Origin of the sequence: Coprobacillus cateniformis, assembly GCF_009767585.1 — a bacterium.
In the GTDB taxonomy this organism is placed as follows: Bacteria; Bacillota_I; Bacilli_A; order Erysipelotrichales; family Coprobacillaceae; genus Coprobacillus; species Coprobacillus cateniformis.
The window spans coordinates 1661152-1685985 of the sequence record NZ_WSNW01000001.1 but is presented as its reverse complement, the minus strand read 5'-3'; the positions used below and the strand labels follow the sequence as shown (position 1 = coordinate 1685985).

Sequence of the window (24834 nt, the reverse complement as noted above, 5' to 3'; positions counted from 1 at the left end):
GTTCTATCCTTCCTTATTCACTTTTAAAAATTTTTCTACAAATTCGCCCATAACTTCTTTTAATTGTTTTGTAAGTTCTTCACTAATTGCTTTTTGAATACGAATATCTTCAATCATATCTGCATGATTGAATTTCATTTCTTCATATAATTCACTCACAAATTGTGATACTTTTGCAACTGGAATAGCCTTTGTAAATCCATATTTTAATGCAAACAATGAAATCACTTGCTCTTCTACAGAACGAGGAGAATACTGAGCTTGTTTCAAAACTTCACGAACTTTCTCACCATGATCTAGGGTTGCTTTTGTTGCTGCATCTAAATCACTACCAAATTGGGCAAATGCCTGCATTTCAGCAAATTGTGCCAACTCAAGCTTTAATGATCCTGAAACTTGCTTCATTGCCTTAATTTGAGCAGAAGAACCTACACGACTAACTGATAATCCAGTATCAATTGCTGGTCTAAATCCAGCATTAAATAAATCCTGCTGTAAGAAAATTTGACCATCTGTAATCGAAATAACATTCGTTGGAATATATGCTGAGATATCTCCTGCTTGTGTTTCAATGATTGGTAGTGCTGTAATTGAGCCACCACCATTTTCTTCATTTAAACGACATGCTCTTTCAAGTAATCTAGAATGTAAATAGAAAACATCACCTGGATAAGCTTCACGTCCTGGTGGTCTCTTCAATAAGAGAGAGACAGTACGATAAGCAACGGCATGTTTAGATAAATCATCATAAACAATTAAAACATCTTTTCCTTGTGATAACCACTCTTCTGCCATTGCACTCCCTGCATATGGTGCAATATATTGAACTGGAGCAAGTTCACTAGCACCTGCTGAAACAATCGTTGTATATTCCATTGCTCCACCCTTACGTAATTTTTCTACAATTTGAGCAACAGTAGAATTTTTCTGTCCAATTGCAACATACACACAATAAATATTTTGACCTTTTTGGTTTAAAATTGTATCAATAGCAATAGCAGTTTTTCCTGTTTGTCTATCACCTATGATTAACTCACGTTGCCCTCTACCAATTGGAATAATAGCATCTATAGATGTAATTCCAGTTTGTAAAGGCTGATCTACAGACTTTCTTGTCATAACTCCACTCGCAACTCTTTCAATTGGTCTTGTTTTAGAAGAAACGATTTCTCCTTGACCATCTATTGGTTGCCCTAATGGATTCACGACACGTCCTAATAAACCATCACCAACAGGAACTTCAATAATCTTTCCTGTTCGTTTCACTTCATCGCCTTCCTTAATAGTTCCTTCACTACCAAGTAATACAGCACCAACACTATCCTCTTCAAGATTCATAACCATTCCATAAACATCATTAGGGAACAATAACAATTCTCCAAGCATAGCATTATCTAAGCCATGAACAAGTGAAACACCATCACCAATTGTCATAACTGTTCCAATATCTTTAGATTCAATCTGATCATTAAAATGCTTAATCTGTTCTTTAATTAATGCACTAATTTCATCTGGTCTTAGATCCACTACCTTCACCTACCTTCTTAATAACTCTTGTTTCAGTGATTCTAATTTATAAGAAAGTGAATCATCATAAACATGATTATCAATTTCTACCTTAATTCCACCAATTAATCGTTCATCAATAACCACACGTAACTTAACTTTCTTTCCTTCTTTTATACCAATAGCGTGTTCAATCTTTTGAAGTTGCTTATCATCTAAAGGATAAGCACTGACTACCTTACCCACTTTAATACCAAAGTAATCATTACATAAAGATTGGAACTGCTGACAAATCTCTCTTATATATTTGATTCTTCTTTTCTTAATAAGTAACAATAAGAAATTATAGACATATAAAGATACTTGTCCTTCAAAACTCTTTTTCAAGACATCAACTTTGATTTCATCTTGTAATGCAACATGGCTAAAGAACTTCACAATTTCTTCACTATCAAAAACTTCTTGAATTTTTGTAATATCTTTTTGATAAGTTTCAATGGTCTTTTCATCTTTTGCTAAATCAAATAATGATTCAGCATATCTCATTGCAATGATGTCCATTAATTAACAACCTTTTCAACAAAGTCTTCAACCATTTGTTGATTTTCTTTGCTATTCATTTCTTTACTTAGGACTTTTGCAGCAACTTCTATTGCAATACCAACCATTTCTTCTTTCATTTCTTCTTTAGCTTGTTGTTTTTCTGCTTCAATTTCTCTTTCAGCTTGTTTTAATTTATTAGCAGCTTCTTTTTTCGCATCTGCCACAATGTCATCACGTACTTTTAAAGCATCGGCTTTTGCTCTTTCAACAATTCCACGATATTCTTTAGCAGATTCACGTGCCTGTTCTTCGCTTTCTACCATAAATGTCTTTGCTTTTTCATTCATTTCCTTTGCTTCATTGATTGTTGATTCAATGAAATTAGCTCTTTTTTCAAAATAAGCCTGCATAGGAGTCCAAAGAAATTTCTTGAAAAAGAATAGCATTATTCCTGTTGAACACAATTGAATAATAACTGTTGTTATATTGGGAAATAACTTTCCAGCAATATCAATATTCATTTCTTGTTCCTCCTTCTTTATCTACTCATTCTCCAACTTTTATCCAATAAAGCTTGGGAAAACGAACATTAATAAGAAAGAAATTAATAAACCATAAATAGCAACTGTTTCAGATAAAGCAATACCTAAAATCATCATTGTACGAATTTTTCCTTCAGCTTCTGGATTTCTACCTACAGCCTCAACTGCTTTACTCGCTGCAATCCCTTCACCAATTCCTGTTCCTAAACCTGCACATACAGCGATACCTGCTGCAATTGCAATTAAACCATAATCTGTCATTTTTTTATTCCTCCAAATAATTTTTTGTTTTTTTATTCTTCACCAGTTATTCTGCTTCTATTGATATCAGAATACTAGATAAAGTCACAAATACCAATGTTTGAATACATCCTGCAAAAACATCAAAATAAGCATGTAATACAGGTGCTAAAATAGGACCCAAAATATTGACTGGTAAGATAAAACTTGATAACCAGCCAGTAAATTGATAAACCAGTCCCATTAAAATTGTTCCACTCAATATATTACCAAACAAACGCATTGATAACGATATTAATGGTGATACTGCTCCAAGTATATTGGTAGGTGGCCATATTAATTCTTTAACATATGTTAATCCACCTTTTTTCTTTAACGCATTATACTGAATTAATGTAAATGTAATTAATGTCATTGCCAAAGTAATCGAAAAATTTGATGTTGGTGCATCAAAACCAATCAAACCACTTAAATTAGCGACAATTAAATAAACAAACAACATCGCAAAATAAGGATAATAACGTTTCTCAAATCGTGATGGCATGATTGATTTCATATAGTTATAAACCATCTCTATACCTGTTTCACATACTAACACAATACCTTTTGGCTTCTCTAACGGATCAGCTGCCATAACCTTTTTCCCAGCAAATACAAAGAATAGAATTAACGCTGACATTATAATTAAAGAGAATACCAGTTCAACTTGTAATTGAATATGTACTGTAGAAAGTATTGTCGCACTAAGCATCAACTTCACCTCCTTTATGAATAAATCCTTCTACATATATTGTTACCTTGGTAACCATATATCCTAAAAATACACCGAGTAAATGAAACCATGGTGATTTTACAGATATATAAAACCCTAATGCATATAAAGCTAACTTTGCCAGAAACATAACTGCAATAATTGCAGTAGACATTGAAAACTTTAATATTCCTTCAGACATTTTCATAATCATTAAAAAGACAATGATATTTATAATATACCCCAAAATAAACCCTAATATATAAGATATATTTTGAATAAATAAACTTAGTAATCCGAGCCCTAAACATCCAACAAGAAAGACATAAATAGAACTTTTTAATACAGTTTTCTCATTCATGTTTACCCACTCCTAACAATAATCTTATAACATAGACAAAAGCCAATAATAGACATATTAATAATATAATTGGCTGACTATGAAAATACTGATCAAGTTTAACACCTACGAATGAACATATAATGAACGTTCCTATAACTCTTAAACCTAATTCTAATGCATAGACTAAGTCTTTTAACATCATTTTTTTATTCATCTGTTCCAAAAAGACGATCACCAGCATCCCCTAAACCTGGAACAATATAACCTTTTTCATTTAATTTTTCATCTAAAGCCGCAACAACTAAATCAACATCAGGATGATCGCGTTCGATAACTGCAATACCTTCTGGTGCAGCAACCAGACATGCCAGTTTAATATACTTTGCCCCTCGTTTTTTAATATTGACAATAGCAGCAGATGCACTTCCACCAGTTGCTAACATGGGATCAACGACAATAACATCAGCAGCATCTAAGCATGATGGAAATTTAGCATAATATTCTTCTGGTTCTAAAGTTGCTTCATTTCTAGCCATTCCAATATGACCTACTTTTGCAGTCGGTATAATTGTTTTGAAACCATCAACTAAGCCAAGACCAGCTCTTAAAATAGGAACAAGAATAATTGGTCTTACGAGTTCTTTTCCTGTCATTTGGCATATTGGAGTCACAACTTCGATATTTTTTGTTGGTAATCCTTTTGTCACCTCATAAGCCATCAACATGGCTATTTCATCTAAATTTTGTCTAAATTCTTTTGTTCCTGTATCTTTATTTCTCATAATTGTCAATTTATGATCAATTAATGGATGATTTAATATTGTTGTTGCCATAATTTGTCCTTCTTTCTATTTGATATAAGTGAAATCATGATACATAGTCACTTTATCAGTTAATGCTTTCACTCTTTTTATACACTCTTCTTTAATTTCGTCAGTTTCTTCATTCTTTAAACGATATGCTATAATTTTTCCAACTTCTTTGAAATCTTCTTCATTAAAACCTTTTGTTGTCATAGCTGGTGTTCCAACACGAATACCACTTGCCTTAAATGGTTTTTCGCTGTCAAAAGGTATAGCATTCTTATTTGCTGTAATATGAATTTCATCAAGTAATCTTTCAGCTTTTTTACCACTTATTCCACAACTTGCTTTCACATCAATTAATAACAAATGATTATCAGTTCCACCTGCAACCAATCTAAATCCCTCTTCTTTTAAAGATTCTTCAAAAGCCTTTGCATTTTTAATAACTTGAGTTGCATAATCCTTAAATTCAGGTTGTAATGCTTCATAGAAACATGCAGCTTTAGCCGCAATAATATGCATTAATGGGCCCCCTTGCATACCAGGAAAAACAGCTCGATCGATATCGGCAGCAAACTCTTCTTTGCACATAATGACACCACCACGAGGTCCTCTTAATGTTTTATGAGTGGTTGTTGTGACAATATCAGCATGTGGGAATGGTGATGGATGTAATCCAGCAGCAACCAAACCAGCAATATGAGCCATATCAACCATAAACAACGCTCCATTATCGTGAGCTACACGAGCCATAAATTCAAAATCAATTGTTCTTGAATAAGCACTCGCCCCAGCAACAACTAACTTTGGCTTGATGTCTTCAACTTTTCTTTTAAAATCATCATAATCAATTGTTTCAGTTTCTTTTGTGACTCCATAACTATGAAATTCATAATTAATTCCTGAATAATTTAATGGATGTCCATGAGTTAAATGTCCTCCATCAGCAAGTGACATTCCTAGAACTTTATCACCATGTTTTAAAACAGCTAAATAAACTGCTGTATTGGCTTGTGCTCCTGAATGAGGCTGCACATTTGCATGCTCACATCCAAATAATTCTTTTAAACGGTTTCTTGCTAAATCTTCTACTTCATCTACAAATTGACATCCACCATAATATCTCTTTCCAGGATATCCTTCAGCATATTTATTTGTTAAAACAGTTCCAGCTAATTCTAAAATTTGTTCAGAAACAAAGTTTTCAGAAGCAATTAATTCAATATTATTTCTTTGTCTATTTAATTCTCTTTCAACACTTTCAAAGACTTCAGTATCTCTCATTGTTTTATTCCTCCTCTAAAGCCATAACTTTTTGAATTCTTGCATCATGTCTACCACCTTCATAATCAGTACTTAACCATGCATTTAAAATTTCCAAAGCTAATCCTTCACCAATAACTCTTTGTCCCATTGCAATCATGTTAGAATCATTATGAGCTCTTGTCGCTTTAGCACTAAATACATCATGTACCAATGCACAACGAATTCCATTGACCTTATTGCATGTAATAGAAACACCAATTCCTGTTCCACATACAACAACACCCTTTTCACATTCCCCCAATGCTACTGCTTTTGCTGCTTTTGAAGCATAATCAGGATAATCACAACTCTCCTCATTATAAGTTCCAAAATCAACAACTTCGTATCCTTGTTTCTTCATCTCTTCAATAAGAACATTTTTTAATCGTAATCCTCCATGATCACATGCAACTGCTATTTTCATTTCAATACCTCCTGTATATCCTCTTTTGTTATTTTACCCTCACGTAATATTTTCATTTCATTTCTACTTACATCTACAACAGTACTTGCAACATTATCAGTTGTTTGTCCATCTACTACCAGATCAATCCGACCATCCAATTGATTCAAAACTTCCTTTGTTGATGTAGTATTGGGGTGATTTGATAAGTTTGCACTCGTGACTAGCATAGGTCCAGCTTTTTTCAGCAAAGTTAATACATATTGATCATCTGGTATACGAATTCCAATTGTTTCTTTTCCATTCGTCATAATTGGATCAACAGTGTCTTTTTTCTTAAAAACAAGTGTAATCATCCCAGGCATAAAGGCCTGAACAATTTTTTTTGCATCATCACTCACAAAAGCATATTTTTCAATATCTTTTTCATCCGCTACCATCAATGTAATAGCTTTAGAATAATCTCTATTCTTAGCCTCCATTAACTTATCTAAGGCTATTTTTGAGCCAAACTTCACACCAACTCCATAGACTGTTTCTGTTGGAAATGCAACCACACCATTACATTCAATAATATTACAAACTTCTTCAATTTCATCAACTGATACAACCTTTGTCATCACACATCACCCTCTGTGAAATATTCTACCATAAAACGGTTAAAAATTATAGAAATATAGGTAGAAAACAAGAAAATTCAAAATATAAAAAGAAAGACACAAAATTTTGTGTCTCTCCTCTAAATTCGTATTCTACAATCATAACTCCACATTGTACCACTTGTCATTTCTCTAACATTAAATGAGACCTTTACACTGTCTCCAGTTATTTTTTTACCAACCGCAGGGTCAGATTTGACTCCACCAATTGTTAAAAAAGGATACGCTATTGAAAAATGTGGTTCACATGTTGCTGATATGACAGTGTAACCTGGACCTAATGAACTATATTCAACAACAACTTTACAAGTCACATATCCCATATTAATGCCATTCTTATTTAAACCAACATCTTCCTTAACTGTGTATCTTTCTATATTGGCATATGGAGTTGCTTGATTGTCTAAAGCCCTCACTTGAGTTGTTGTAACTAGAGATATTATACAAATAAACATACAAACTAAACAAAGCAATATTTTTTTAAAAGTCATTGTTCTTATATTTTCCTTCTTTCTTTATTTTAATAAAAACTCTGGTGTATACCTCTTAAGAAATAAAATATAAATAATGAGATTAATAATTAATAGGATAGCTGCATTTATCAAAATAACCAAAATAAATATTGGTAACATCTCTAATAATTGGGATGCAAACAAAAGTGTCAGAACTGTAGATAAACTAAAGGCAATCAAACTCATAGTTAATAATGAGATGCTTTCTTCAAATATTTTCATATTTACTAATTGAGAATGATTAACACCTAAGGTTTGAAGTAATGCAATATTGCGCTTATCTCCAATGATTCTGTATATTTTATATATACTCAAAATAATAATCATAAATATCCATATAAAAACAAGATAAATTGAACCGAATACTTGAATAAATTGTGATTGACTAGATATATCTAAAGAAGTTGTAAAAATATAATAATCAGATAGGTTCTTTGAAATATCATGATAATCATCCAAAGAATTTAACTCTACTATCATTTTTATAACAGGTACGTTTCCCAATTCAACACTCTTGTTCGCTAATTTGTCCTTTAACATATTATAAGGAACATATATAGATTTCTCTTGATCATAATTGGGTTTCAATACACCTTTTACCTCAACTTAAGGTTGGCTGTTATTTGTGGCATTGTAAAAAATGCCAAGCTGTTTATTTTGGATGAGCCAACAGCTTATTTAGATGAAGAAAACTCATCCCTTTCATAAACTCATTTAAACACTATTAGATATAAATAGTATTATTTATATTTGAAAATTGAAAGTCATATACTTTACTAAAGTGCCAACTGTTTTCATTTGATATGTGATTTTTATGTAATCTCCTGTAATATGTCTATGACGTTCTGGAGTTGTAACTACATGAATAACTCTCCATGTTGGTGTTGTTGTAAAGTGTGTTTCATACGTCATATTGTTAAGAGTAAATACATGCGTCAATGGATAATATTTCATTGAAGCTGTCCAATTTATCTAGAGTTAGATTTAATTATTGGAAAGTATTCCATAGAATATAATATCTAAATATATCTACTTTTTTAATTTCATCTCTTTATAATATCAGATAATCCATTAAACCTAAAAATAAGTACAATTCTTATTTTAGTACTTTATAGTGTACTTATTACATCAACTTCTTTATCTTAGTTATTTATTCAAATAAGCTTGAAAGCATCCTTTGATATATGTTCCTCTAAGCATTATATATTATTAATTGTTCATTATACATTTTATAATGTATGTCATGAAAACAAACAAATCACAAAAAACAACTGACTTATTTCTCACAATACTCTAGTAATTTTCATAAACATCATAGCTCCTAATAAGAATATTGGTTTTTCTTTTTATAAACTTCTTGCTACCTGTTCTTAAAATAATAAACAACTGCAAAACCACTTATGACTAAAATACCTAGTATAAAAGCATTCTTAATTAAGGCTGCTAATATATCCATATTGTTTCCTCCTTCTATATTAAAGATAACTCATCTTATTCTCTTATAACTTTTATTTGATAAAGAAGAATTTATTTCTTTCTACTTATATTATAACAAATATATTATTTAAAGTTATGAAAATTTACACTTTTAATTATTTTATGATATGATAGGTACATACAGGAAAGGAATGTGATTGAAATGAAAAAGAAAACTCTTGCAACTGCAGCATTATTATCAGGAATTGCTGTTGGTTTTACAAGTATTATGGCAATTGATATTGCATGTAAGAAAAGACCCAAAGATGCTAAGAAACCAATTGATGAAAAAGACTCTCAATGGTTAAATCAACAAAATTTTGAAGATTTACAAATAACATCTCATGATGGGTTGAAATTACGTGCTAAACTATTGAAGGCTGAAACAGAAACTGATAAAGTTCTTATTGCAGTACATGGTTATCGTAATTATAATTTAAGAGAATTTGCTTATTATGTGAAGTTCTATCATGAATTAGGCTTCCATGTTTTATTGCCAAATAATAGAGCACATGGTGATAGTGAGGGAACATATATTGGTTTTGGTTGGTTAGATAGATTAGACTGCATTCAATGGATCAAAGAAATAAAAGAATATTTTCATAAAAATTTGCAAATTGTTTTACATGGTATTTCTATGGGAAGTGCGACTGTTTTAATGGCAAGTGGAGAAAAATTACCTGATGATGTCAAATGTATTATTTCTGATTGTGGTTTTACAAGTGTTCTTGACGAATTGGCACATAACCTCAAACAATCTCATATCCCACCTGCAATTATTTTACCTACTGCAACTTTATTAAGTAAAAAACGCATAGGATATAGTTTTAAAGAAGCATCTACGATTGAACAAGTTAAGAAATCTAAGACACCAACTTTATTCATTCATGGTGATCAAGACGATTTTGTTCCAACCTATATGGTATATGATTTGTACAATGCTTGTGCTGCTGACAAAGATCTATTAATCGTTGAAGGCGCAAAACATGCACAAAGTTATCTTGTTAATCAAGAACTATGTGAAAAAACAATTATTGAATTTATGAGTCAATATGTTCATCTTTAATTGTTGTCTCAAATATGCAAAAAAGAGTTTAGAACAAAAAAACCTAAACTCTTTTTATATTTACATATCTCATTATTAAATATTAAATAAACTTCCATCATTGACTAATTGTTTAAGAATAGCTGTTATTTTTTTATCATATTGTTCAGGCAGATTTTCTAATTCATTAACTGCCTCTAAGTATGTCATATCTTTGTGATAATTTCGATGACTTGTCATGGCATCAAAAGCATCTGCAACTGCTATAATTCTTACATCTAATGAAATTTCTTCTCCCTTTAGCCCATATGGATACCCACTTCCGTCTAATCGTTCATGATGTAATGAAGCCATTTTTGCAATATCTTCTTCAAAATATTCTTTTAATAATTCATATGTATCTATGGGATGTTTTTTAATAATCTGATATTCTTCTTGGGTTAATTTTCCTGGTTTTTGTAGGATTTCTTTGGGAACTTTAATTTTTCCAACATCATGAAGTCCTGCGGCTGTTGCTAGAGGAATAATATCATAAGCTGGATCTAATGCTAAGGCAATAGCACTTGAGTATTTACGTACTCTATGACTATGTCCGATTGTATAAATATCTTTTTGCTCAATTTCATTAATGATTTTTCGGAATACATTGGCAGCATCAATATGCTGTACTTTTTCTGTGTTTGTAAAAACGAGTAATTGAGATACTTCATTTGCGACTAACATATATGTATGCTGAATATTATCTAGAACTATGCTTGTATGAGAGGAAACTTTTATTTTGCCATCAGGTGTTGTTATATAAACACTTCCTGAAATCACATAGATGATTATAGTAACATCTTCAGTTTCGGCTGTGAAACCCATCATTCTATCTGGATTCACTTCATAATAAGCAAACTGTAGAGAATTATTACTAAATAATTCTTCTACAGTTTTATTTGTATCATGAAAAATTGGGTTGGGTATCACTTGAAATTCGGACATCTGCATAACCTCCTGTACTTATTCTTATAGTCATTTTAACACACAATGGGATAAGTTGCACAGATAAGATTATACCTATTTTCATAAACAATGTGAACCAATTAAAAACTCTAGATTTATTTTTATAAATCAAACATCTTTACAACAGTTCTTACCATAGCACCTGTTGCTGCAGTTCCATTGTTATCAGCTGTCCCTGCAATATCTAAATGTATCCATTCAGTACCCTCTTCGATAAATGCTTCTAAGAAATTTGCAGCCACACTGGCTCCAGCTCCAGGTTTCCCAACAGAATTCTTAAAGTCAGCACTTGCTGATTTTAATTTTGCAAAATATTCAGGATCAATTGGTAAACGCCAAGCCTTTTCATCACTTTCTTTTGCAATCTTTTCAAACATTTTATAGTAATCTTCACTATTAGAAAAAACGCCTGTATAAATATTTCCTAAAGCACTCACACAAGCACCTGTAAGTGTCGCTAAATCAATAAGATGAGTTGCTCCTAGTTGTTGAGCATAAGTGATTGCATCGCATAAAATCAAGCGACCTTCAGCATCTGTACTGACAATTTCAACTGTTTGACCTGAAAGAGTCGTAATGACATCCTGAGGTTTATATGCCTTATCACTGACTAAATTTTCAGTCGTTGGAATAATACCATAAACATTCGCTTTGGCTTTTGTTGCTCCAAGAATTCTCATGATTCCCAAAACATCAGCACCACCACACATATCATATTTCATTCCATAACTGTTTCCTTTAAGATTATAGCCACCTGAATCAAAAGTAAGTCCCTTTCCAATAACTGCTGAATAAGGTGTATTAGCATTTGTATATTTTAAACAAATCATATAAGCTGGAATATGACTACCTAAATTGACTGATAAAATCCCTCCTGCTTTCATTTCTTTTAACATTTTCTTATCCAAAATAGTACATTCCATACCATATTGTTGTGCAACTTTTTTAGCCTCTTCTACTAAATGTTCAGGTGTCATTAAATTTGATGGTGTATCAGCTAATTCTCTCGCATAATTAATTCCTTCACCATAAGCAATTGCTTTTTCAATATGACTTGAAACATCAATATCTTGTGCCATAATATCAACTTGTACAATATCTTTAATATCATGTCCTATTTTATGTTCTTGATATTGGGCAATAATATGACTTTCAACAAATAATTCTGTTATTTTTTCTATTGATATATTGTTTGTAACTGCCTTTTTAGCAATAAATACTGACTCTTTTTTTATTCCTTGAGAAACATGCCCAAAAGCTTTTCTCAATTTTGTTGTTGTTATATCTTGAGAAAATCCTAAACCAATAAATGTTATGGTTTCAAAAGGAAGTTTTCCTAATGTATGTATCTGTGTTATTTTATTAAACTCCTTATCAATACTATTGTTTAAATCATATCCTAGAGTTTCTATTAACCCTTTACAAATATCTTGATCTTTATAAATTGGATAAATGATATCCTTTTGACATTCTTTAATATTTTTATATTCTGATTGTTTCATAAATAATCCTCCTATATGCTATATATCGTAACACTTTTTAATAAGAAAGAAAAGAAAGAGGCTTTCCTCTTTCTAAATAACTTTATCTATCCTTTTTTTGATTTGAAAAGTGATCCAACCAGATGTTAGAACATAAACTATACTTCCAATACCAATAATTCCACCTAATAAATATCCAATTATAAAATAAACAGAATCAAAGATAAAATGAATTTTGATATAGCTTAAGTGAGTTTTTTCTACTATACCATAGATAAAAGCATCTGCTGTTGCCATGCCTGAAGATAATTTTTGCATGGATGCAAATCCAAAACAAAAACACAATTCAGCTAATAAAACACCTAAACATCTGACAAACAAAGATTGTTTGGTTAATTCTAAGGGAGTTATAAATAAACTTGCAAACATAATCAATATACCAATTGTCACTGTATGGATAATTGTACATATTCCTATATTATGTTTATTTATAAAATAGGCTGAAATAAACATTATAATGACTAGCATTTGATCAATTAATGAAATTGACAACCCAGTTGTTTTATTCATTCCATCTAAAAAGACTGTAATACTATCCGCACCTAACTGACAATCTGTATAGAGACAAATTCCTATAGCTACACAAAAAGTTGCACCTAGACATAACAGTATTTCTTGATGAAGTCTCATATCATTTTATTATAGTTCTTCACCATTACTAGCAATAACTTTTTGATACCAATAATAGCTATCTTTCAATGATCTTTTACCTGTTCCTTTTAATTCATTATCTAAATCAACATAGATAAAACCATAACGTTTTTCCATTTCTGATGATGAACAGCTGACAAGATCAATAGGTCCCCAAGGATAATACCCTATAACATTGACACCATCATGAATAGCTTCTTTAATTTGCATAATATGTTCTTTGATATAATTGATTCGATAATCATCATGCACTGTTCCATCTTCATTCATTTTTTCATAAAATCCCATACCATTTTCAGATATAATAATAGGAAGATGATAACGATCATAATATTGATTTAAAGCAATTCTTAATCCTAATGGATCCATTCCCCAACCCCAATCATTAGTGACTTTAATATGGCTATTGTGGAATCTTCCTTGACTTTGACTATTTATATTTGAAGTGTAGTAATATGAAAAACTGACATAATCAACAGTATTCTTTAAATCTTCTTTGTCTTGCTCTATAATTTCAATGTTAAGATCATTATCTTCATAGAAGCGATACATATAGTAAGGAATCTCACCATTGACTGCCATATCAGTGACATAATACTCTTGTTGACTATATTTTAAAGCAGCTAAATTATCTTCTGAACTTCCTGTTTCTGGATAGGGAATTCCATAACTTGCCATAACCCCTAATTGGAAATTTGGATTAATCTCTTTACCAATTTTAACTGCTCTTGCACAGGCAACCAGCTCATTATGCAATCCCTGATATTTAGCTTCCATTAAATTATCTACACGGTCACTAGGAATTCCTAAATGATTAAATGATTCTATATGAAAGAGATTAATCTGATTGACTAAAATCCAATATTTCACTTTATCTTTATAACGTTTAAATAAAACTTCACAATATTTTGTAAACATATCCATTGTTTTGCGATTATACCAGCCATTATATTGAATGGCTATATTGAGTGGCATCTCATAATGAGAGATTGTCATTAAAGGTTCTATACCATATTTTAAGAGTTCATCAATAAGGTTATCATAGAATTTCAAACCTTCTTCATTAGGTTCAGATTCATCACCATTAGGAAAGATTCTTGCCCAGTTAAATGATGTTCTAAAAGATTTAATATTTAATCCTGCTAATAATTGAATATCTTCTTTGTAGTGATGATAAAAGTCAATGCTATAACGTTTTGGAAAATTTCCATTTTTTTTATTTAATAATTGATTAACTTCCTCAAGAGACATTTCTTTATTCTCTCTTTTTTCTGGAGGCAGGTCTCCTTTAAACTCATTAATATCTGCAATACATAAACCTTTACCACCAACATCAAAAGCTCCTTCTATTTGGTTTGCAGCGACTGCTCCTCCCCATAAAAAATCCTTTGGAAATTTATGCTGACACTTTTTCATTTTCTAATCTCCCTTCTTCCTGTAAACTTTTCTTCTCATAGATTTTAAAGAATGGATAATAAATTGCAAAATAAACTAAGAAATTGACAACTACTAACGCAACTCCTGTCCATGAATTTGTGCACAAGAATCCTGCTAAGAAAGATGGGAAATTCCATGCTGCTGCAAGAGGATTACCCATACCTGCAGCAATCCCTGTTGTAAAAGCAAAATATGTGATAAAAACATTAACTAATGGTCCTAACAGTAAAGGAATAAAGAATGTTGGATTTAAGATAAATGGAACACCAAATAAGATCGGTTCATTAATATTAAATAGACTTGGTGCTATACTTAATCGACCTAAACTTTTGATAGATTGACTCTTGGAAAAACACATCATGAGACATAAGGCAAGTGTTCCTCCACCACCACCAATCCAAAGAAATGTAAAGATAAAGGGTTCAACTCCCACATGAGGAATAGGAGTTCCTGCAACAAATGCATCCATATTAGCAACTGCATTGATTGTCCAAATTGGTAAAACAATAGCTTTTAATACTCCTGGATGAATACCACCAAACCACATGAGGGCAGTTAAAACAACATAAATAATTGGTAATAACAATGAGTCTGCTGATGCACTCAACAAAGGTGTTAATGCAGATGCAATGACAGTGTTAATATCAAATCCTAATAAATGAACAACAATTGTGACAACACTCACAGAAATAGTAATTGGAATTAATGCATCAAAACTACTACCAATATTTTGAGGAATTGAATCTGGCATTTTAATTCTTAAATTATGTTTATCACAAAAACGCATAACTTCTACAGCAAATACTGAAGTGATAATAGCACTAAACATTCCCTCGCCACCTAAATATGCTTTATTAATATAAGATCCATCTTCAATAGAAGTCACTCCTATTGTTGTTAAAAAGCATAACGTTGCAGCAATTCCTCCAATTAATGGAGAGATATGATATGTTTTTGCTAATTGATAACCAATACTAAAACTCACATAGATGGATAATAAGCCTATTGTAAGTGTAAATGGGATCATTAAAGCATTTGTAAGTGCTGGATTGTTTGCCATAAAATCAACATAAGCCTGGGGAAATGGAAAAGTTGCAATTAATAAGAAAATAGCACCAATAATTGTTAATGGAATTGTTGCAACTAAGCCATCTCGAATAGCGGAAAGATGTCTTTGATTAGAAACTTTACTCATTATTGGTACAAGTTTTGCATCTAACATTGCAGATAATTTATTCATTGTATTCGTCCTCTCTCTTTTGATATTTGTATAATCATGATTACCACTATCATTATAGCATGTCCCTTGTTATACCTATTTTCCAGTTTTGGAAAATGAATATTATGAAATAAAATAGTGAGAAATATGTTATAATTTGTAGAGATTAAAAAAAGGAGGATAAAACAATTCTAAAAAAGGATTTTAAAAAGAGCGGATTACAAGTTATATTATCTGAATATCTCTTTAATATAAAAAAGTTTGATACGAATTTTATTATTGCCAAAGTAATGTTAGATCGTTTATCTGAATTCCCTGATATATCCATTGAAAAGATTGCCTATTTAGCAAATACAACTCCTGCTACAGTCACAAAATTCTGTAAGAAGTTAGGATATGATGGTTTTCTCGGTATTAAACAAGAAAATTACATTAACTTTTATGGTATTACACAAGAATTTATTAATGAGATCAATGATCCTATTGATCTTTATAATGCATACACAAATCAAATGAAGAATATCTATGACGACCTTTACCCACTTTATAATCACGAACAGATTTCAAGGATTGCCTGGCAATTATCATATTGTAAAAGAATTACTGTCTTAACAGGGCATCACGGTTTTACTGCAACCAATTTATTTAGTGAGATGTTGCGTTCATTTAATATCCTTTGTTATGAAATTGATCGTCATTCAGATATTTCAATAATTGAAAACACACTAGAACAATCTGATATGATTTTTATTATTAGTCTTTCTGGTAAATGGATGAAAAAAGAATTGATGGAAATTAATGAAAAAGTTTTTGAAAGAAATCAAAATAAAATTGTCGCTTTATCATATGATTCTTCTTTAGGTTTATCAAATTTAATAGATTTTTCTTTTATACCTGATTTTTTCGATTCTACATTTATATCAAATAACTCTATACAAGTTTTCTTTATCCTTTTGGTTTCTTATCTTGCTGTAGAAATGAAAAAAAGAAATAATTTATAATATCAAAAAAAGATTTTAAACAATTATATAACAGTTTAAAATCTTTTCTTTTACTTAAAAAATATTGGTTGTTTGAGATACATTTATACCTTCTTGGCTATCAAAAATAACTTGACCATCTTTAATTGTTTTTAAGACTTTAATATCCTTAATCTTCTTTTTATCAATTGTTAATGGATTTTCACTTAAAATAACCATATCAGCCTTCTTACCAATCTTTAAAGACCCTTTTTCATTTTCTTCAAAGTATTGATATGCTCCATGAATTGTTAATGCCTTAAGTGCTTCTAATGGTTCAATACATTCTTCTTTACCTAAAATATCACCACTTTGAGTTTCTCGATTGACTGCTATATGTAAACTTTCAATCATATTAGGTTGAATAACTGGAGCATCAGTATGCATTGTAAAGCAAAGATGATGTTTTAAGGCAGACTGTAAAGGGCTAATAGACTGTGCTCTTTGTACACCCATATTTTCCTTATGTATATCACCAAAATAATAAACATGTGATAAGAAAAATGATGGAATCATATGAAGATCTTTAGCTTGATTCATTTGTTCTGGTCTCATCATCTGAGCATGTATAATCACCGGTCTTATATCTTGTTGATGAACTCTTTGATACTGATCCATATAATGTTGAACAGCTTGATCACCATTACAATGTACAAGGACTTGCATATCTTCTTGAGCTGCTTTGATAAGATTGTTCTTGAGTTGTTCATCTGTTAATGTTGGATATCCATATGTTCCATCTACATAAGGTGAAATTGTCCATGCTGTTTTATTTTGTGGTGATCCATCTAAAAACATCTTATATCCACCGATTTTAAAGTTATTCATATATTTTTTAATATGATTTTGAAAATCTTTCATAAAATCATGAGCATCAAAGCCAGGATAACCAACAACATCTATATAAAATATATGATCTTGAATAAGCATATGATATATATTCTTTAAAGCATCAACAATCATTCCATCTTGAGCAGTTGTTATCCCATAACTCGCATATGTCTGTTGTGCTTTAAGATAAGCTTTTTTTAATGATTCCAGTGAAGCCATTGGTGCTTTTTGAAGATAATAAGTGAAGGCTGTCTCTTCTAAAAAACCAGTATCAAAATCAATTTTTCCACCTTCTGGACTCTTCGTTTTCTTTTGTATATTTAATTTTTTAAGTGCATTGCTATTCATAACACCACAATGTCCTGTTTGATGTTGAATAATAATCGGAATATCTTGAGAAAAAGTATCTAATTCTTGTTTTGTAATATGTCTTTTTTCTTTTAATTTATGATGATCATAACCTTTACACATAATAAACTCATCATTTTTTATTTGATTTTCCTCTATATATTTATGAATAACTTTCTGAACATCTTGAATACTTTGACAATCATCAAGAGCTACCTGTAACAAAGAAGTTGCATAACCACTTATATGACTATGGCTATCTATAAAGGCTGGAATTAATGTATGACCTTCTAAATCCACAACCTTCATACCTTTTTCATAAAGTTCCTGATAATTTCCAATATTTATAATTTTTCCATTTTCCTCAACAAGAGCATTTCCACTATAATCCTCTAAAGATATAATGACTCCATTTGTATATATTGTTTTCATATTATTGCCTCCATACAATGATTATCTTCTTTATTTATGAATGCAATATTAAAACAACCAATCAAATAAAAAAGATTTTGTTTCAATATCCTTTGTAGATTCACAATAATTAACTTTCATTTCACCACTTAGAGATTTTCCTTTTCCTTTACCAAGAACAATTTTATAAACACCTTGTTTATATGTTGCCTGATAATCACTTTGATGATCTGCTAAAACCTGATCCTTATTATCAACACCCTTAACCCAAGTTTTAAAATCTTCTAAAAGTTTTCCTTTAACTTCATACATTTCTTTTATATCAGATTCCTGATTAGAATTAGCTATTATTTTATATTGTGGTTCTTGACTCTTAGCATGAACACTTACACCTAACATGAATCCTAAAACAATAAATATATATACTTTTTTCATTTCTGTCACCTCATAATTGAGTATGAACAGCTTTTTTTATTTTATACAAATATTGGAAACAAATTAAACAGTCATTTTTCTTAGTTACTCTTTCTATAATGACAAAAAGGACTATTGATAGTCCTCATTTACATCATAATATATTAAATCATCAAATGTTTGCCTTCTAATAACTCGTTTAGATTTTCCCTTATAAGTAAAGACAACTGCGGGTTTAGGCAATTGATTATAGTTTGAAGCCATTGAATAATGATATGCTCCAGTAGAAAATTGAGCAAAAATATCTCCTGGCTCTGGTTTTGCTATTTTCACTTCTTTAACAACAATATCTCCTGACTCACAAACTTTTCCAGATATTGTTGCTTTTAATGTTTTTGGCTCTTCTGCTTTATTAACTATGATTCCATCGTAATCAGCATCATATAAACAAGTCCTAATATTATCGGTCATTCCACCATCAATACTCACATATGTACGAACATCAGGAATTTCCTTCACTGTACCTATTGTATATAAAGTGATACCAGCATTTCCAACGACATATCGTCCTGGTTCAACCAATACCATTGGCATATCCCAACCACGTTTCTCGTATCCTTCTTGAATTGTTTTCATAATTTCAGTTGTAATGACTTCAAAATCAAGAGGTTCATCCTTTTTAGTATATGCAATACCATATCCACCACCAGCATTGATTTTTGTAACCATAACCCCTAATTTATCATAGATTTCATAAGCAAATCCAACAAATCTCTTCATTGCACTTACATATGCATACAAATCAAAAACTTGTGACCCTATATGACAATGTATTCCTTCAAACTGTATAGAATGAGAATCAATAATTTTTTGAATGGCATCTAAGTAGATGCCATGCCTTGCACTAAATCCAAACTTTGTATCCTTATGTCCCGTTTGAATAAAACCATGTCCACCTGCTTTAATCTCAGGAACAACTCTTACAGTAGCATAAATTGTTTTATTTAATTTGGTTGCAATTTCTTCTACCAAATCAATCTCATGAAAATTATCAATAACAAAATGATCAACATCATGTGTTATTGCATATTCAATTTCTGAAGGTAATTTATTATTTCCATGAAAATAAATCTTATGTGGATCAAAACCAGCTTTTAAAGCAATTGAAATTTCACCAGCACTAACACAATCAATCCCAATTCCATATTCCTTAGCCAATTTATAAATTTCTAAACAACTAAATGATTTGGATGCAAATAAAGGCAATACATTTTCATATTTATCTAAAAATTTTTCCTTTAATTCATTCATTTGATAACGAATATGTCCCTCACTCATTACATAAAGTGGTGTCCCATATTGTTTTACCAAATCCATAGCATCTACATCATCTATGTATAATGTCTTATTTCTAATCTGTGCAAACTCTGTTTGTAAAACCATTCTTTTTCCCCTTTAATATAAATTTTTCAAAGTATACAATCCATAATCTTTATCTATAATTGTTTCACAAGCAGCAATAGCGCCTTGAACAAAAACATCTTTTGACAATGCTGTATGTTTAAGCTCAATAACTTCATCGTGTCCAGCAAGAAGAACTGTGTGTTCCCCAAAAATTGTACCTGCTCTCACTGATTGAATACCTATTTCATTTTTCTCTCGTTTATGATGAACTTGACTTCGATCATAGACTTCTTTTGTTTCATCTATCTCTTCATGAATAACATCATAAAGTAATTTTGCTGTTCCTGAAGGAGCATCAATTTTCTGATTATGATGCTTCTCTATAATTTCAATATCATATCCTTGATCATAAAATTCTTTAGCAGCTTCTCTCACAATTTTAATTAACATAGAAACTCCAAAAGAAGTGTTATATGATTGAAAGATGGGAACTTGAGAAGATGCTTCTTCAATTCTCAATAATTGTTGTTCATTAAAACCCGTTGTTGCTATAACAAGAGCACAATGATGCTTAATTCCAAACTTTAATAGATCATCTAAATTGTTTGGATGAGAAAAATCAATAATAGCATCAATATGATCATGAACCTCTTGAAAAGATGAATACATATTCTCCTTAATTGTCTCATCAAAGATTGGAGAAACAACACCAATAAGATTCATTTTTTTATTGTCTCTCACAGCCTGGACAACTTTTTTACCCATTAAACCAAAACCACATACCAATATATTCATACTAATATCCCTTTTCTTCAAATTTTATCATTGCATCAAATAACAATTTCTTATTTGCTTCTGTTGTTTTAATAAGTGGTCTTCTTACCATTTCACCACATACTCCTAATTTTGCTAAAGCAACTTTTGGCATAATCGGATTAACATCAACAAATAAATATTTGCTTACATCATTCAAATCATATGCCATTGCTTTTGCAAGCTCCATATCACCTTTTAAGACAGCCTGGGCAAATTTTTCCGTTTCTCTAGGATAAACGTTAGACAAGACTGAAATCACACCCTTACCACCAGCTGCAATAAATGGAAGAATATTATCATCACATCCACTATACATATCAAAATCCAAATCTCTCGTTTTTGATAGTACATCCATTGCATAAGCAATATTATCAGTAGCATCTTTCATAGCCTTAATATTCCTATGCTTTGCTAACTCAACAACAGTGTCTACTGCAATATTCATACCAGTACGTCCTGGAACATTATAAATAATCATAGGAATTTCCACTTGGTCAGCTATATACGTATAATGATCAATAAGTCCTCTTTGACTCGTTTTATTATAATATGGTGTCACAACAAGAATAGCATCTGCTCCAACTTCCTTTGCAAACTTTGCCTTTTTTAAAGCTGTTTCTGTATCATTCGAACCAGCACCAGCAATAACCTTTATACCTGTTCCTTTTGCCATTTCAATAACAATCTTTGTTAACTCAAATTCTTCTTCAATTGTAATTGTAGCAGTTTCACCCGTTGTTCCATTTACTAATAAAGCTTGTACGCCTCCATCAATCATTCTTTGAACTTGTCTTTTAAACCCCTCAAAATCTAAACTTCCATCATCATGCATTGGTAACACCAATGCTACTGCACTTCCTTCAAAAATTGGTTCCATAAATATCCTCCTTATAATTGATAAGCCTTTTTTATTTCTTGAACAGCAACTTCTTTTAATTCACCTGGAATAACAAATGATATAGATGTATCAGATGTTGTTACCTGACTAAATGGAATCTGGAATTGTCCAAATATTTCAAAAACATTTGCAGCAACACCAATTTCATCCTTCATCTTTTCACCCTCAACCATAACCTTAGCAACATTTCTATTCTGAAAAATCATTATTCTGTCATGTTTCCGCTTGATTTCCTCTAATGCTTCATTTAGTTTTCTTTGATCTGAAAGTGGACAAGTAAAATCAATTCTCATATCATCCTCTAACATAACTTGTGAAATCATATCAACATTAACACCTTTTAATGAAATCTGTTTAAAAATATTCCCAATAAATAAAGGATTTTTTTCTACATTTATAAACTTAACTTGAATAATTTCATGATCACTTTCAACCTTTGTAATTGGACTTTTATTCATCGCTTTCGCCTTCTTTCTATAAAAAAATTGCAATGAAACCATTGCAATTAATAAGTGTTTATCAACGCAATAGCACCCCACTTTAATATTATAAAGTGACAGTAGCATAGATATTCTCTATACTCCCAGGAAATAATAACATGCAAATCATTACTCCTTCGGCAATCGCCCCGCCTTCTTCACAGTTGCATCTTTTGAATGAAGAATTTTTGACTTTTGCGCCTCTATCTTGACATAATACTATCACAACACTTATGTGAAAGCAACCTTTATTTGATTAGCTTTTTTAGCACTTTTTTTATTTTTGTGATATACTTGTTGCCAAGAAATGAGGTATGTCTATGGAATTTATTTTTATTCTTATGTTTCTCTTTATTATTATAGCACCTTTTATTTATTTTCTTTATATATTTCGTCATCTTTCTAAGATTACCAAAATAAGTGCAGCAGGCATAACAATCTTTTCACTTATAACTATAATGATTAAGCTTTTTTTTCACCCTTATTCTACTGTTTTTTTAACACTCACAACAATTGTTCAATTTTATATAATAACAGTATTTATCATTTTTATTCTTTTTGGAATTTATCAACTTATTTGTTACTGTATTCACAAACCTTTTGTTTATAGAACCATCACTGGTTTAATCATTTTCTCAATTTTATTAACAAGCATAAGTTATTTAACACACTATTCTAAAGTAGAAACCAATTATGAAATAACTATTCATAAAGAAACAATGCTTAAAGAATTACATATTGGAATGATTAGTGATATTCATTTGGGAACTGGAACTTCTCTTTCTGATTTAAGAGTTCTGGTAGATAAGTTTAATCATAAGCAGTATGATTTGGTATGTTTTGTTGGCGATATATTTGATGAATCAACTCCAAAAGATATGATAGAAGATGCACTTAGTATATTCTCACAAATAAAAACAACTTATGGACTCTTTGCAGTTAATGGCAATCATGAACATTATGCAAATATTTTACAAACTGAACTTTATCAAAAATACAATATCTACCATCTAAGTGAAAAATATGTATGTGTAGATGGCTTATTTAATATAATAGGAAGAGAAGATGTTGTTGCACACCTTGACAACAAAATGAATAATATATGTCAGGGAATGAATACAAATTTACCAACAATTTTACTTGACCATAATCCTAAACGTTATCAGGATGTTCTTCATTATGCTGATTTACAGTTATCAGGGCATACACATGCTGGACAATTTTTTCCAGTAACCCTTCTAACTGCTCCACTCTATGATAATGTTTATGGATTACTTCAAAAAAATCATTTTTCTTTAATTGTCACAAGCGGTTATGGTTCTTGGGGATTCCCTATGCGTTTCTTAACAAATTGTGAATTTGTAGATATAAAAATAGCGTTTACAAAAAAGTAATATTTATTATGGACTTTTTCAGACAAATAATATATCATATGAAAAGCGAGGTAAGGTATATGGTTATAGAATTAGACAGTCAATATGAAAAAAGAAAACAAGAAATAGAAAAAATTGTGAAAAATGTTATTGAAAAACATAATATTGAAATTTCACAAACTGCATTTGATAATTTAATTATTCATTTATCACTATGTATTTCAAGGGAGTTAAATGGAACGTATATCCCAACAAGTGAAAGTCAAATTAATCATTTAAAGGAACATGAATACTATCCTGCTGCTGTACAAATCATTGAAATACTTGAAAAAGAGTTTGATGTGACAATTGATCAAAATCAAATTAGTTATACAACTATGTATTTAGCTAATATTAATTTATTAGATATTGATTTTAATTGTGAATTTGATTTATGTGATGATGAAATGGAAGAAGTCATCAATCAAACAATTGTAAAAATTAAAGAAATTTTAAATTTAGACTTGAGAAAAAATAAAGAGTTTTATACTGGTATGACATTACATTTCTATCCTGCATTAGATCGTTTACAAAATAATCAACAACTCTCAAATAATCCTTTAAAGGATCAAATTCAATCACAACATGAAACTGAATTTGAATGTGCAAAAATCTTTAACTCTATTGTTGAAGAACATTATAAAAAATCATTTAATGAGCATGAATTGGCATATATTGCATTACATTTTGGTACTGCATTTAGACAACAATAAAAAACTAAACGAAATAACTTACATTAAGTTGTTAATTCGTTTAGTTTTTCTTTTTAGATTAATGGATTTTTAATAATTAATATATCATTTGCTAACAATATTTCC

Annotated in this window: 29 protein-coding genes and 1 riboswitch; of the genes, 4 read left to right on the top strand and 25 right to left on the bottom strand. The window is 30.5% G+C overall.

What is annotated here, in order from left to right:
• Window positions 1–3 precede the first annotated feature (3 nt).
• The 14 genes from atpA to GQF29_RS08470 form a co-directional block, all read right to left on the bottom strand.
• A complete protein-coding gene (gene atpA, locus GQF29_RS08535) occupies window positions 4–1527 on the bottom strand; it encodes a F0F1 ATP synthase subunit alpha (protein ID WP_017144010.1) in 1524 nt (507 codons plus the stop codon).
• A 9-nt stretch (window positions 1528–1536) separates the two neighbouring features.
• Window positions 1537–2067 (bottom strand): ATP synthase F1 subunit delta, encoded by a 531-nt coding sequence (gene atpH, locus GQF29_RS08530; RefSeq protein ID WP_008788986.1) that lies wholly within the window; start codon window positions 2065–2067, stop codon window positions 1537–1539.
• On the bottom strand, window positions 2067–2570 hold the full coding sequence (atpF, locus tag GQF29_RS08525; protein ID WP_117598997.1) for a F0F1 ATP synthase subunit B: 504 nt from the start codon (window positions 2568–2570) through the stop codon (window positions 2067–2069). Before atpF ends, atpH begins: the two co-directional genes overlap by 1 nt.
• A gap of 39 nt (window positions 2571–2609) precedes the next feature.
• The gene (atpE, locus tag GQF29_RS08520) at window positions 2610–2852 is read right to left on the bottom strand and encodes an ATP synthase F0 subunit C (RefSeq protein WP_008788988.1); all 243 of its coding nucleotides are present in this window, start codon (window positions 2850–2852) and stop codon (window positions 2610–2612) included.
• A gap of 46 nt (window positions 2853–2898) precedes the next feature.
• Window positions 2899–3582: a F0F1 ATP synthase subunit A gene (locus tag GQF29_RS08515; protein WP_008788989.1), complete on the bottom strand. Its 684-nt coding sequence runs from the start codon at window positions 3580–3582 to the stop codon at window positions 2899–2901.
• Window positions 3575–3943: an ATP synthase subunit I gene (locus GQF29_RS08510; protein ID WP_054688812.1), complete on the bottom strand. Its 369-nt coding sequence runs from the start codon at window positions 3941–3943 to the stop codon at window positions 3575–3577. The genes GQF29_RS08515 and GQF29_RS08510 overlap by 8 nt, the downstream gene beginning before the upstream one ends.
• On the bottom strand, window positions 3936–4160 hold the full coding sequence (locus GQF29_RS08505) for an AtpZ/AtpI family protein (RefSeq protein ID WP_336603413.1): 225 nt from the start codon (window positions 4158–4160) through the stop codon (window positions 3936–3938). The genes GQF29_RS08510 and GQF29_RS08505 overlap by 8 nt, the downstream gene beginning before the upstream one ends.
• The gene (gene upp, locus GQF29_RS08500; RefSeq protein ID WP_008788992.1) at window positions 4132–4758 is read right to left on the bottom strand and encodes a uracil phosphoribosyltransferase; all 627 of its coding nucleotides are present in this window, start codon (window positions 4756–4758) and stop codon (window positions 4132–4134) included. The genes GQF29_RS08505 and upp overlap by 29 nt, the downstream gene beginning before the upstream one ends.
• 15 nt (window positions 4759–4773) lie before the next feature.
• Entirely contained in the window at window positions 4774–6015 is a 1242-nt protein-coding gene (locus GQF29_RS08495; RefSeq protein ID WP_008788993.1) for a serine hydroxymethyltransferase, read from the bottom strand.
• Between the two features lie 4 nt (window positions 6016–6019).
• Window positions 6020–6460: a ribose 5-phosphate isomerase B gene (gene rpiB, locus GQF29_RS08490; protein ID WP_008788994.1), complete on the bottom strand. Its 441-nt coding sequence runs from the start codon at window positions 6458–6460 to the stop codon at window positions 6020–6022.
• On the bottom strand, window positions 6457–7059 hold the full coding sequence (locus tag GQF29_RS08485) for an L-threonylcarbamoyladenylate synthase (protein WP_008788995.1): 603 nt from the start codon (window positions 7057–7059) through the stop codon (window positions 6457–6459). The genes rpiB and GQF29_RS08485 overlap by 4 nt, the downstream gene beginning before the upstream one ends.
• A gap of 119 nt (window positions 7060–7178) precedes the next feature.
• Window positions 7179–7589, bottom strand: coding sequence for a hypothetical protein (locus GQF29_RS08480; protein ID WP_008788996.1), 411 nt, complete (start codon window positions 7587–7589; stop codon window positions 7179–7181).
• Between the two features lie 24 nt (window positions 7590–7613).
• Complete coding sequence (locus GQF29_RS08475; protein ID WP_008788997.1) at window positions 7614–8198, bottom strand: ABC transporter permease family protein; 585 nt, start codon at window positions 8196–8198, stop codon at window positions 7614–7616.
• 156 nt (window positions 8199–8354) lie between these two features.
• Window positions 8355–8564, bottom strand: a complete 210-nt coding sequence (locus tag GQF29_RS08470; RefSeq protein WP_017144011.1) for a hypothetical protein — start codon at window positions 8562–8564, stop codon at window positions 8355–8357.
• 685 nt (window positions 8565–9249) lie between these two features.
• Here GQF29_RS08470 and GQF29_RS08465 point away from each other — a divergent pair.
• Window positions 9250–10152: an alpha/beta hydrolase gene (locus GQF29_RS08465; RefSeq protein ID WP_202086291.1), complete on the top strand. Its 903-nt coding sequence runs from the start codon at window positions 9250–9252 to the stop codon at window positions 10150–10152.
• A 75-nt stretch (window positions 10153–10227) separates the two neighbouring features.
• Here the strand turns inward: GQF29_RS08465 and GQF29_RS08460 are convergent, their stop codons facing one another.
• The 5 genes from GQF29_RS08460 to GQF29_RS08440 form a co-directional block, all read right to left on the bottom strand.
• A complete protein-coding gene (locus tag GQF29_RS08460) occupies window positions 10228–11115 on the bottom strand; it encodes an HD-GYP domain-containing protein (protein WP_017144013.1) in 888 nt (295 codons plus the stop codon).
• A 122-nt stretch (window positions 11116–11237) separates the two neighbouring features.
• Window positions 11238–12638, bottom strand: coding sequence for a M17 family metallopeptidase (locus tag GQF29_RS08455; RefSeq protein ID WP_008789001.1), 1401 nt, complete (start codon window positions 12636–12638; stop codon window positions 11238–11240).
• A 72-nt stretch (window positions 12639–12710) separates the two neighbouring features.
• Window positions 12711–13307, bottom strand: coding sequence for a DUF6198 family protein (locus GQF29_RS08450; protein WP_008789002.1), 597 nt, complete (start codon window positions 13305–13307; stop codon window positions 12711–12713).
• A gap of 9 nt (window positions 13308–13316) precedes the next feature.
• Window positions 13317–14744: a glycoside hydrolase family 1 protein gene (locus tag GQF29_RS08445; RefSeq protein ID WP_117598996.1), complete on the bottom strand. Its 1428-nt coding sequence runs from the start codon at window positions 14742–14744 to the stop codon at window positions 13317–13319.
• A complete protein-coding gene (locus GQF29_RS08440; RefSeq protein WP_008789004.1) occupies window positions 14725–16005 on the bottom strand; it encodes a PTS sugar transporter subunit IIC in 1281 nt (426 codons plus the stop codon). The genes GQF29_RS08445 and GQF29_RS08440 overlap by 20 nt, the downstream gene beginning before the upstream one ends.
• Before the next feature lie 167 nt (window positions 16006–16172).
• Here GQF29_RS08440 and GQF29_RS08435 point away from each other — a divergent pair, with 167 nt between their 5' ends.
• On the top strand, window positions 16173–16985 hold the full coding sequence (locus tag GQF29_RS08435; protein WP_336603416.1) for a MurR/RpiR family transcriptional regulator: 813 nt from the start codon (window positions 16173–16175) through the stop codon (window positions 16983–16985).
• 54 nt (window positions 16986–17039) lie between these two features.
• Here the strand turns inward: GQF29_RS08435 and GQF29_RS08430 are convergent, their stop codons facing one another.
• From GQF29_RS08430 to GQF29_RS08405, 6 genes are all read right to left on the bottom strand, one after another.
• Window positions 17040–18614, bottom strand: coding sequence for an amidohydrolase (locus GQF29_RS08430; RefSeq protein ID WP_054688807.1), 1575 nt, complete (start codon window positions 18612–18614; stop codon window positions 17040–17042).
• 48 nt (window positions 18615–18662) lie between these two features.
• A complete protein-coding gene (locus tag GQF29_RS08425) occupies window positions 18663–19028 on the bottom strand; it encodes a hypothetical protein (RefSeq protein ID WP_008789007.1) in 366 nt (121 codons plus the stop codon).
• A 111-nt stretch (window positions 19029–19139) separates the two neighbouring features.
• A complete protein-coding gene (gene lysA, locus GQF29_RS08420; protein ID WP_054688806.1) occupies window positions 19140–20450 on the bottom strand; it encodes a diaminopimelate decarboxylase in 1311 nt (436 codons plus the stop codon).
• A 12-nt stretch (window positions 20451–20462) separates the two neighbouring features.
• Window positions 20463–21206: a 4-hydroxy-tetrahydrodipicolinate reductase gene (gene dapB, locus GQF29_RS08415; RefSeq protein WP_008789009.1), complete on the bottom strand. Its 744-nt coding sequence runs from the start codon at window positions 21204–21206 to the stop codon at window positions 20463–20465.
• A 1-nt stretch (window position 21207) separates the two neighbouring features.
• Window positions 21208–22104, bottom strand: coding sequence for a 4-hydroxy-tetrahydrodipicolinate synthase (dapA, locus tag GQF29_RS08410; RefSeq protein ID WP_008789010.1), 897 nt, complete (start codon window positions 22102–22104; stop codon window positions 21208–21210).
• An 11-nt stretch (window positions 22105–22115) separates the two neighbouring features.
• Window positions 22116–22583 carry an ACT domain-containing protein gene (locus GQF29_RS08405; RefSeq protein WP_008789011.1) on the bottom strand — a complete coding sequence of 156 codons (468 nt, stop codon included), beginning with the start codon at window positions 22581–22583 and terminating at the stop codon, window positions 22116–22118.
• A 62-nt stretch (window positions 22584–22645) separates the two neighbouring features.
• Window positions 22646–22818, bottom strand: a riboswitch (Lysine riboswitch).
• Between the two features lie 106 nt (window positions 22819–22924).
• Between GQF29_RS08405 and GQF29_RS08400 the strand changes: the two genes are divergently transcribed.
• Window positions 22925–23998: a metallophosphoesterase gene (locus GQF29_RS08400; protein ID WP_008789012.1), complete on the top strand. Its 1074-nt coding sequence runs from the start codon at window positions 22925–22927 to the stop codon at window positions 23996–23998.
• Window positions 23999–24057: 59 nt separating this feature from the next.
• On the top strand, window positions 24058–24729 hold the full coding sequence (locus GQF29_RS08395; RefSeq protein WP_008789013.1) for a BglG family transcription antiterminator: 672 nt from the start codon (window positions 24058–24060) through the stop codon (window positions 24727–24729).
• Window positions 24730–24834 lie beyond the last annotated feature (105 nt).

Bases quoted from the DNA above. Each gene is read 5' to 3' on its own strand.
- GQF29_RS08395 (WP_008789013.1), top strand. From the start codon at position 24,058: ATGGTTATAGAATTAGACAGTCAATATGAAAAAAGAAAACAAGAAATA.
- GQF29_RS08510 (WP_054688812.1), bottom strand. From the start codon at position 3,943: ATGAATGAGAAAACTGTATTAAAAAGTTCTATTTATGTCTTTCTTGTT.
- GQF29_RS08495 (WP_008788993.1), bottom strand. From the start codon at position 6,015: ATGAGAGATACTGAAGTCTTTGAAAGTGTTGAAAGAGAATTAAATAGA.
- GQF29_RS08515 (WP_008788989.1), bottom strand. From the start codon at position 3,582: ATGCTTAGTGCGACAATACTTTCTACAGTACATATTCAATTACAAGTT.
- GQF29_RS08400 (WP_008789012.1), top strand. From the start codon at position 22,925: ATGGAATTTATTTTTATTCTTATGTTTCTCTTTATTATTATAGCACCT.
- GQF29_RS08470 (WP_017144011.1), bottom strand. From the start codon at position 8,564: ATGAAATATTATCCATTGACGCATGTATTTACTCTTAACAATATGACG.
- GQF29_RS08485 (WP_008788995.1), bottom strand. From the start codon at position 7,059: ATGACAAAGGTTGTATCAGTTGATGAAATTGAAGAAGTTTGTAATATT.
- atpF (WP_117598997.1), bottom strand. From the start codon at position 2,570: ATGAATATTGATATTGCTGGAAAGTTATTTCCCAATATAACAACAGTT.
- atpH (WP_008788986.1), bottom strand. From the start codon at position 2,067: ATGGACATCATTGCAATGAGATATGCTGAATCATTATTTGATTTAGCA.
- lysA (WP_054688806.1), bottom strand. From the start codon at position 20,450: ATGGTTTTACAAACAGAGTTTGCACAGATTAGAAATAAGACATTATAC.
- GQF29_RS08440 (WP_008789004.1), bottom strand. From the start codon at position 16,005: ATGAATAAATTATCTGCAATGTTAGATGCAAAACTTGTACCAATAATG.
- rpiB (WP_008788994.1), bottom strand. From the start codon at position 6,460: ATGAAAATAGCAGTTGCATGTGATCATGGAGGATTACGATTAAAAAAT.
- dapA (WP_008789010.1), bottom strand. From the start codon at position 22,104: ATGGAACCAATTTTTGAAGGAAGTGCAGTAGCATTGGTGTTACCAATG.
- GQF29_RS08465 (WP_202086291.1), top strand. From the start codon at position 9,250: ATGAAAAAGAAAACTCTTGCAACTGCAGCATTATTATCAGGAATTGCT.
- atpE (WP_008788988.1), bottom strand. From the start codon at position 2,852: ATGACAGATTATGGTTTAATTGCAATTGCAGCAGGTATCGCTGTATGT.
- upp (WP_008788992.1), bottom strand. From the start codon at position 4,758: ATGGCAACAACAATATTAAATCATCCATTAATTGATCATAAATTGACA.
- GQF29_RS08460 (WP_017144013.1), bottom strand. From the start codon at position 11,115: ATGTCCGAATTTCAAGTGATACCCAACCCAATTTTTCATGATACAAAT.
- dapB (WP_008789009.1), bottom strand. From the start codon at position 21,206: ATGAATATATTGGTATGTGGTTTTGGTTTAATGGGTAAAAAAGTTGTC.
- GQF29_RS08425 (WP_008789007.1), bottom strand. From the start codon at position 19,028: ATGAAAAAAGTATATATATTTATTGTTTTAGGATTCATGTTAGGTGTA.
- GQF29_RS08480 (WP_008788996.1), bottom strand. From the start codon at position 7,589: ATGACTTTTAAAAAAATATTGCTTTGTTTAGTTTGTATGTTTATTTGT.
- GQF29_RS08450 (WP_008789002.1), bottom strand. From the start codon at position 13,307: ATGAGACTTCATCAAGAAATACTGTTATGTCTAGGTGCAACTTTTTGT.
- GQF29_RS08445 (WP_117598996.1), bottom strand. From the start codon at position 14,744: ATGAAAAAGTGTCAGCATAAATTTCCAAAGGATTTTTTATGGGGAGGA.
- GQF29_RS08455 (WP_008789001.1), bottom strand. From the start codon at position 12,638: ATGAAACAATCAGAATATAAAAATATTAAAGAATGTCAAAAGGATATC.
- GQF29_RS08405 (WP_008789011.1), bottom strand. From the start codon at position 22,583: ATGAATAAAAGTCCAATTACAAAGGTTGAAAGTGATCATGAAATTATT.
- GQF29_RS08430 (WP_054688807.1), bottom strand. From the start codon at position 18,614: ATGAAAACAATATATACAAATGGAGTCATTATATCTTTAGAGGATTAT.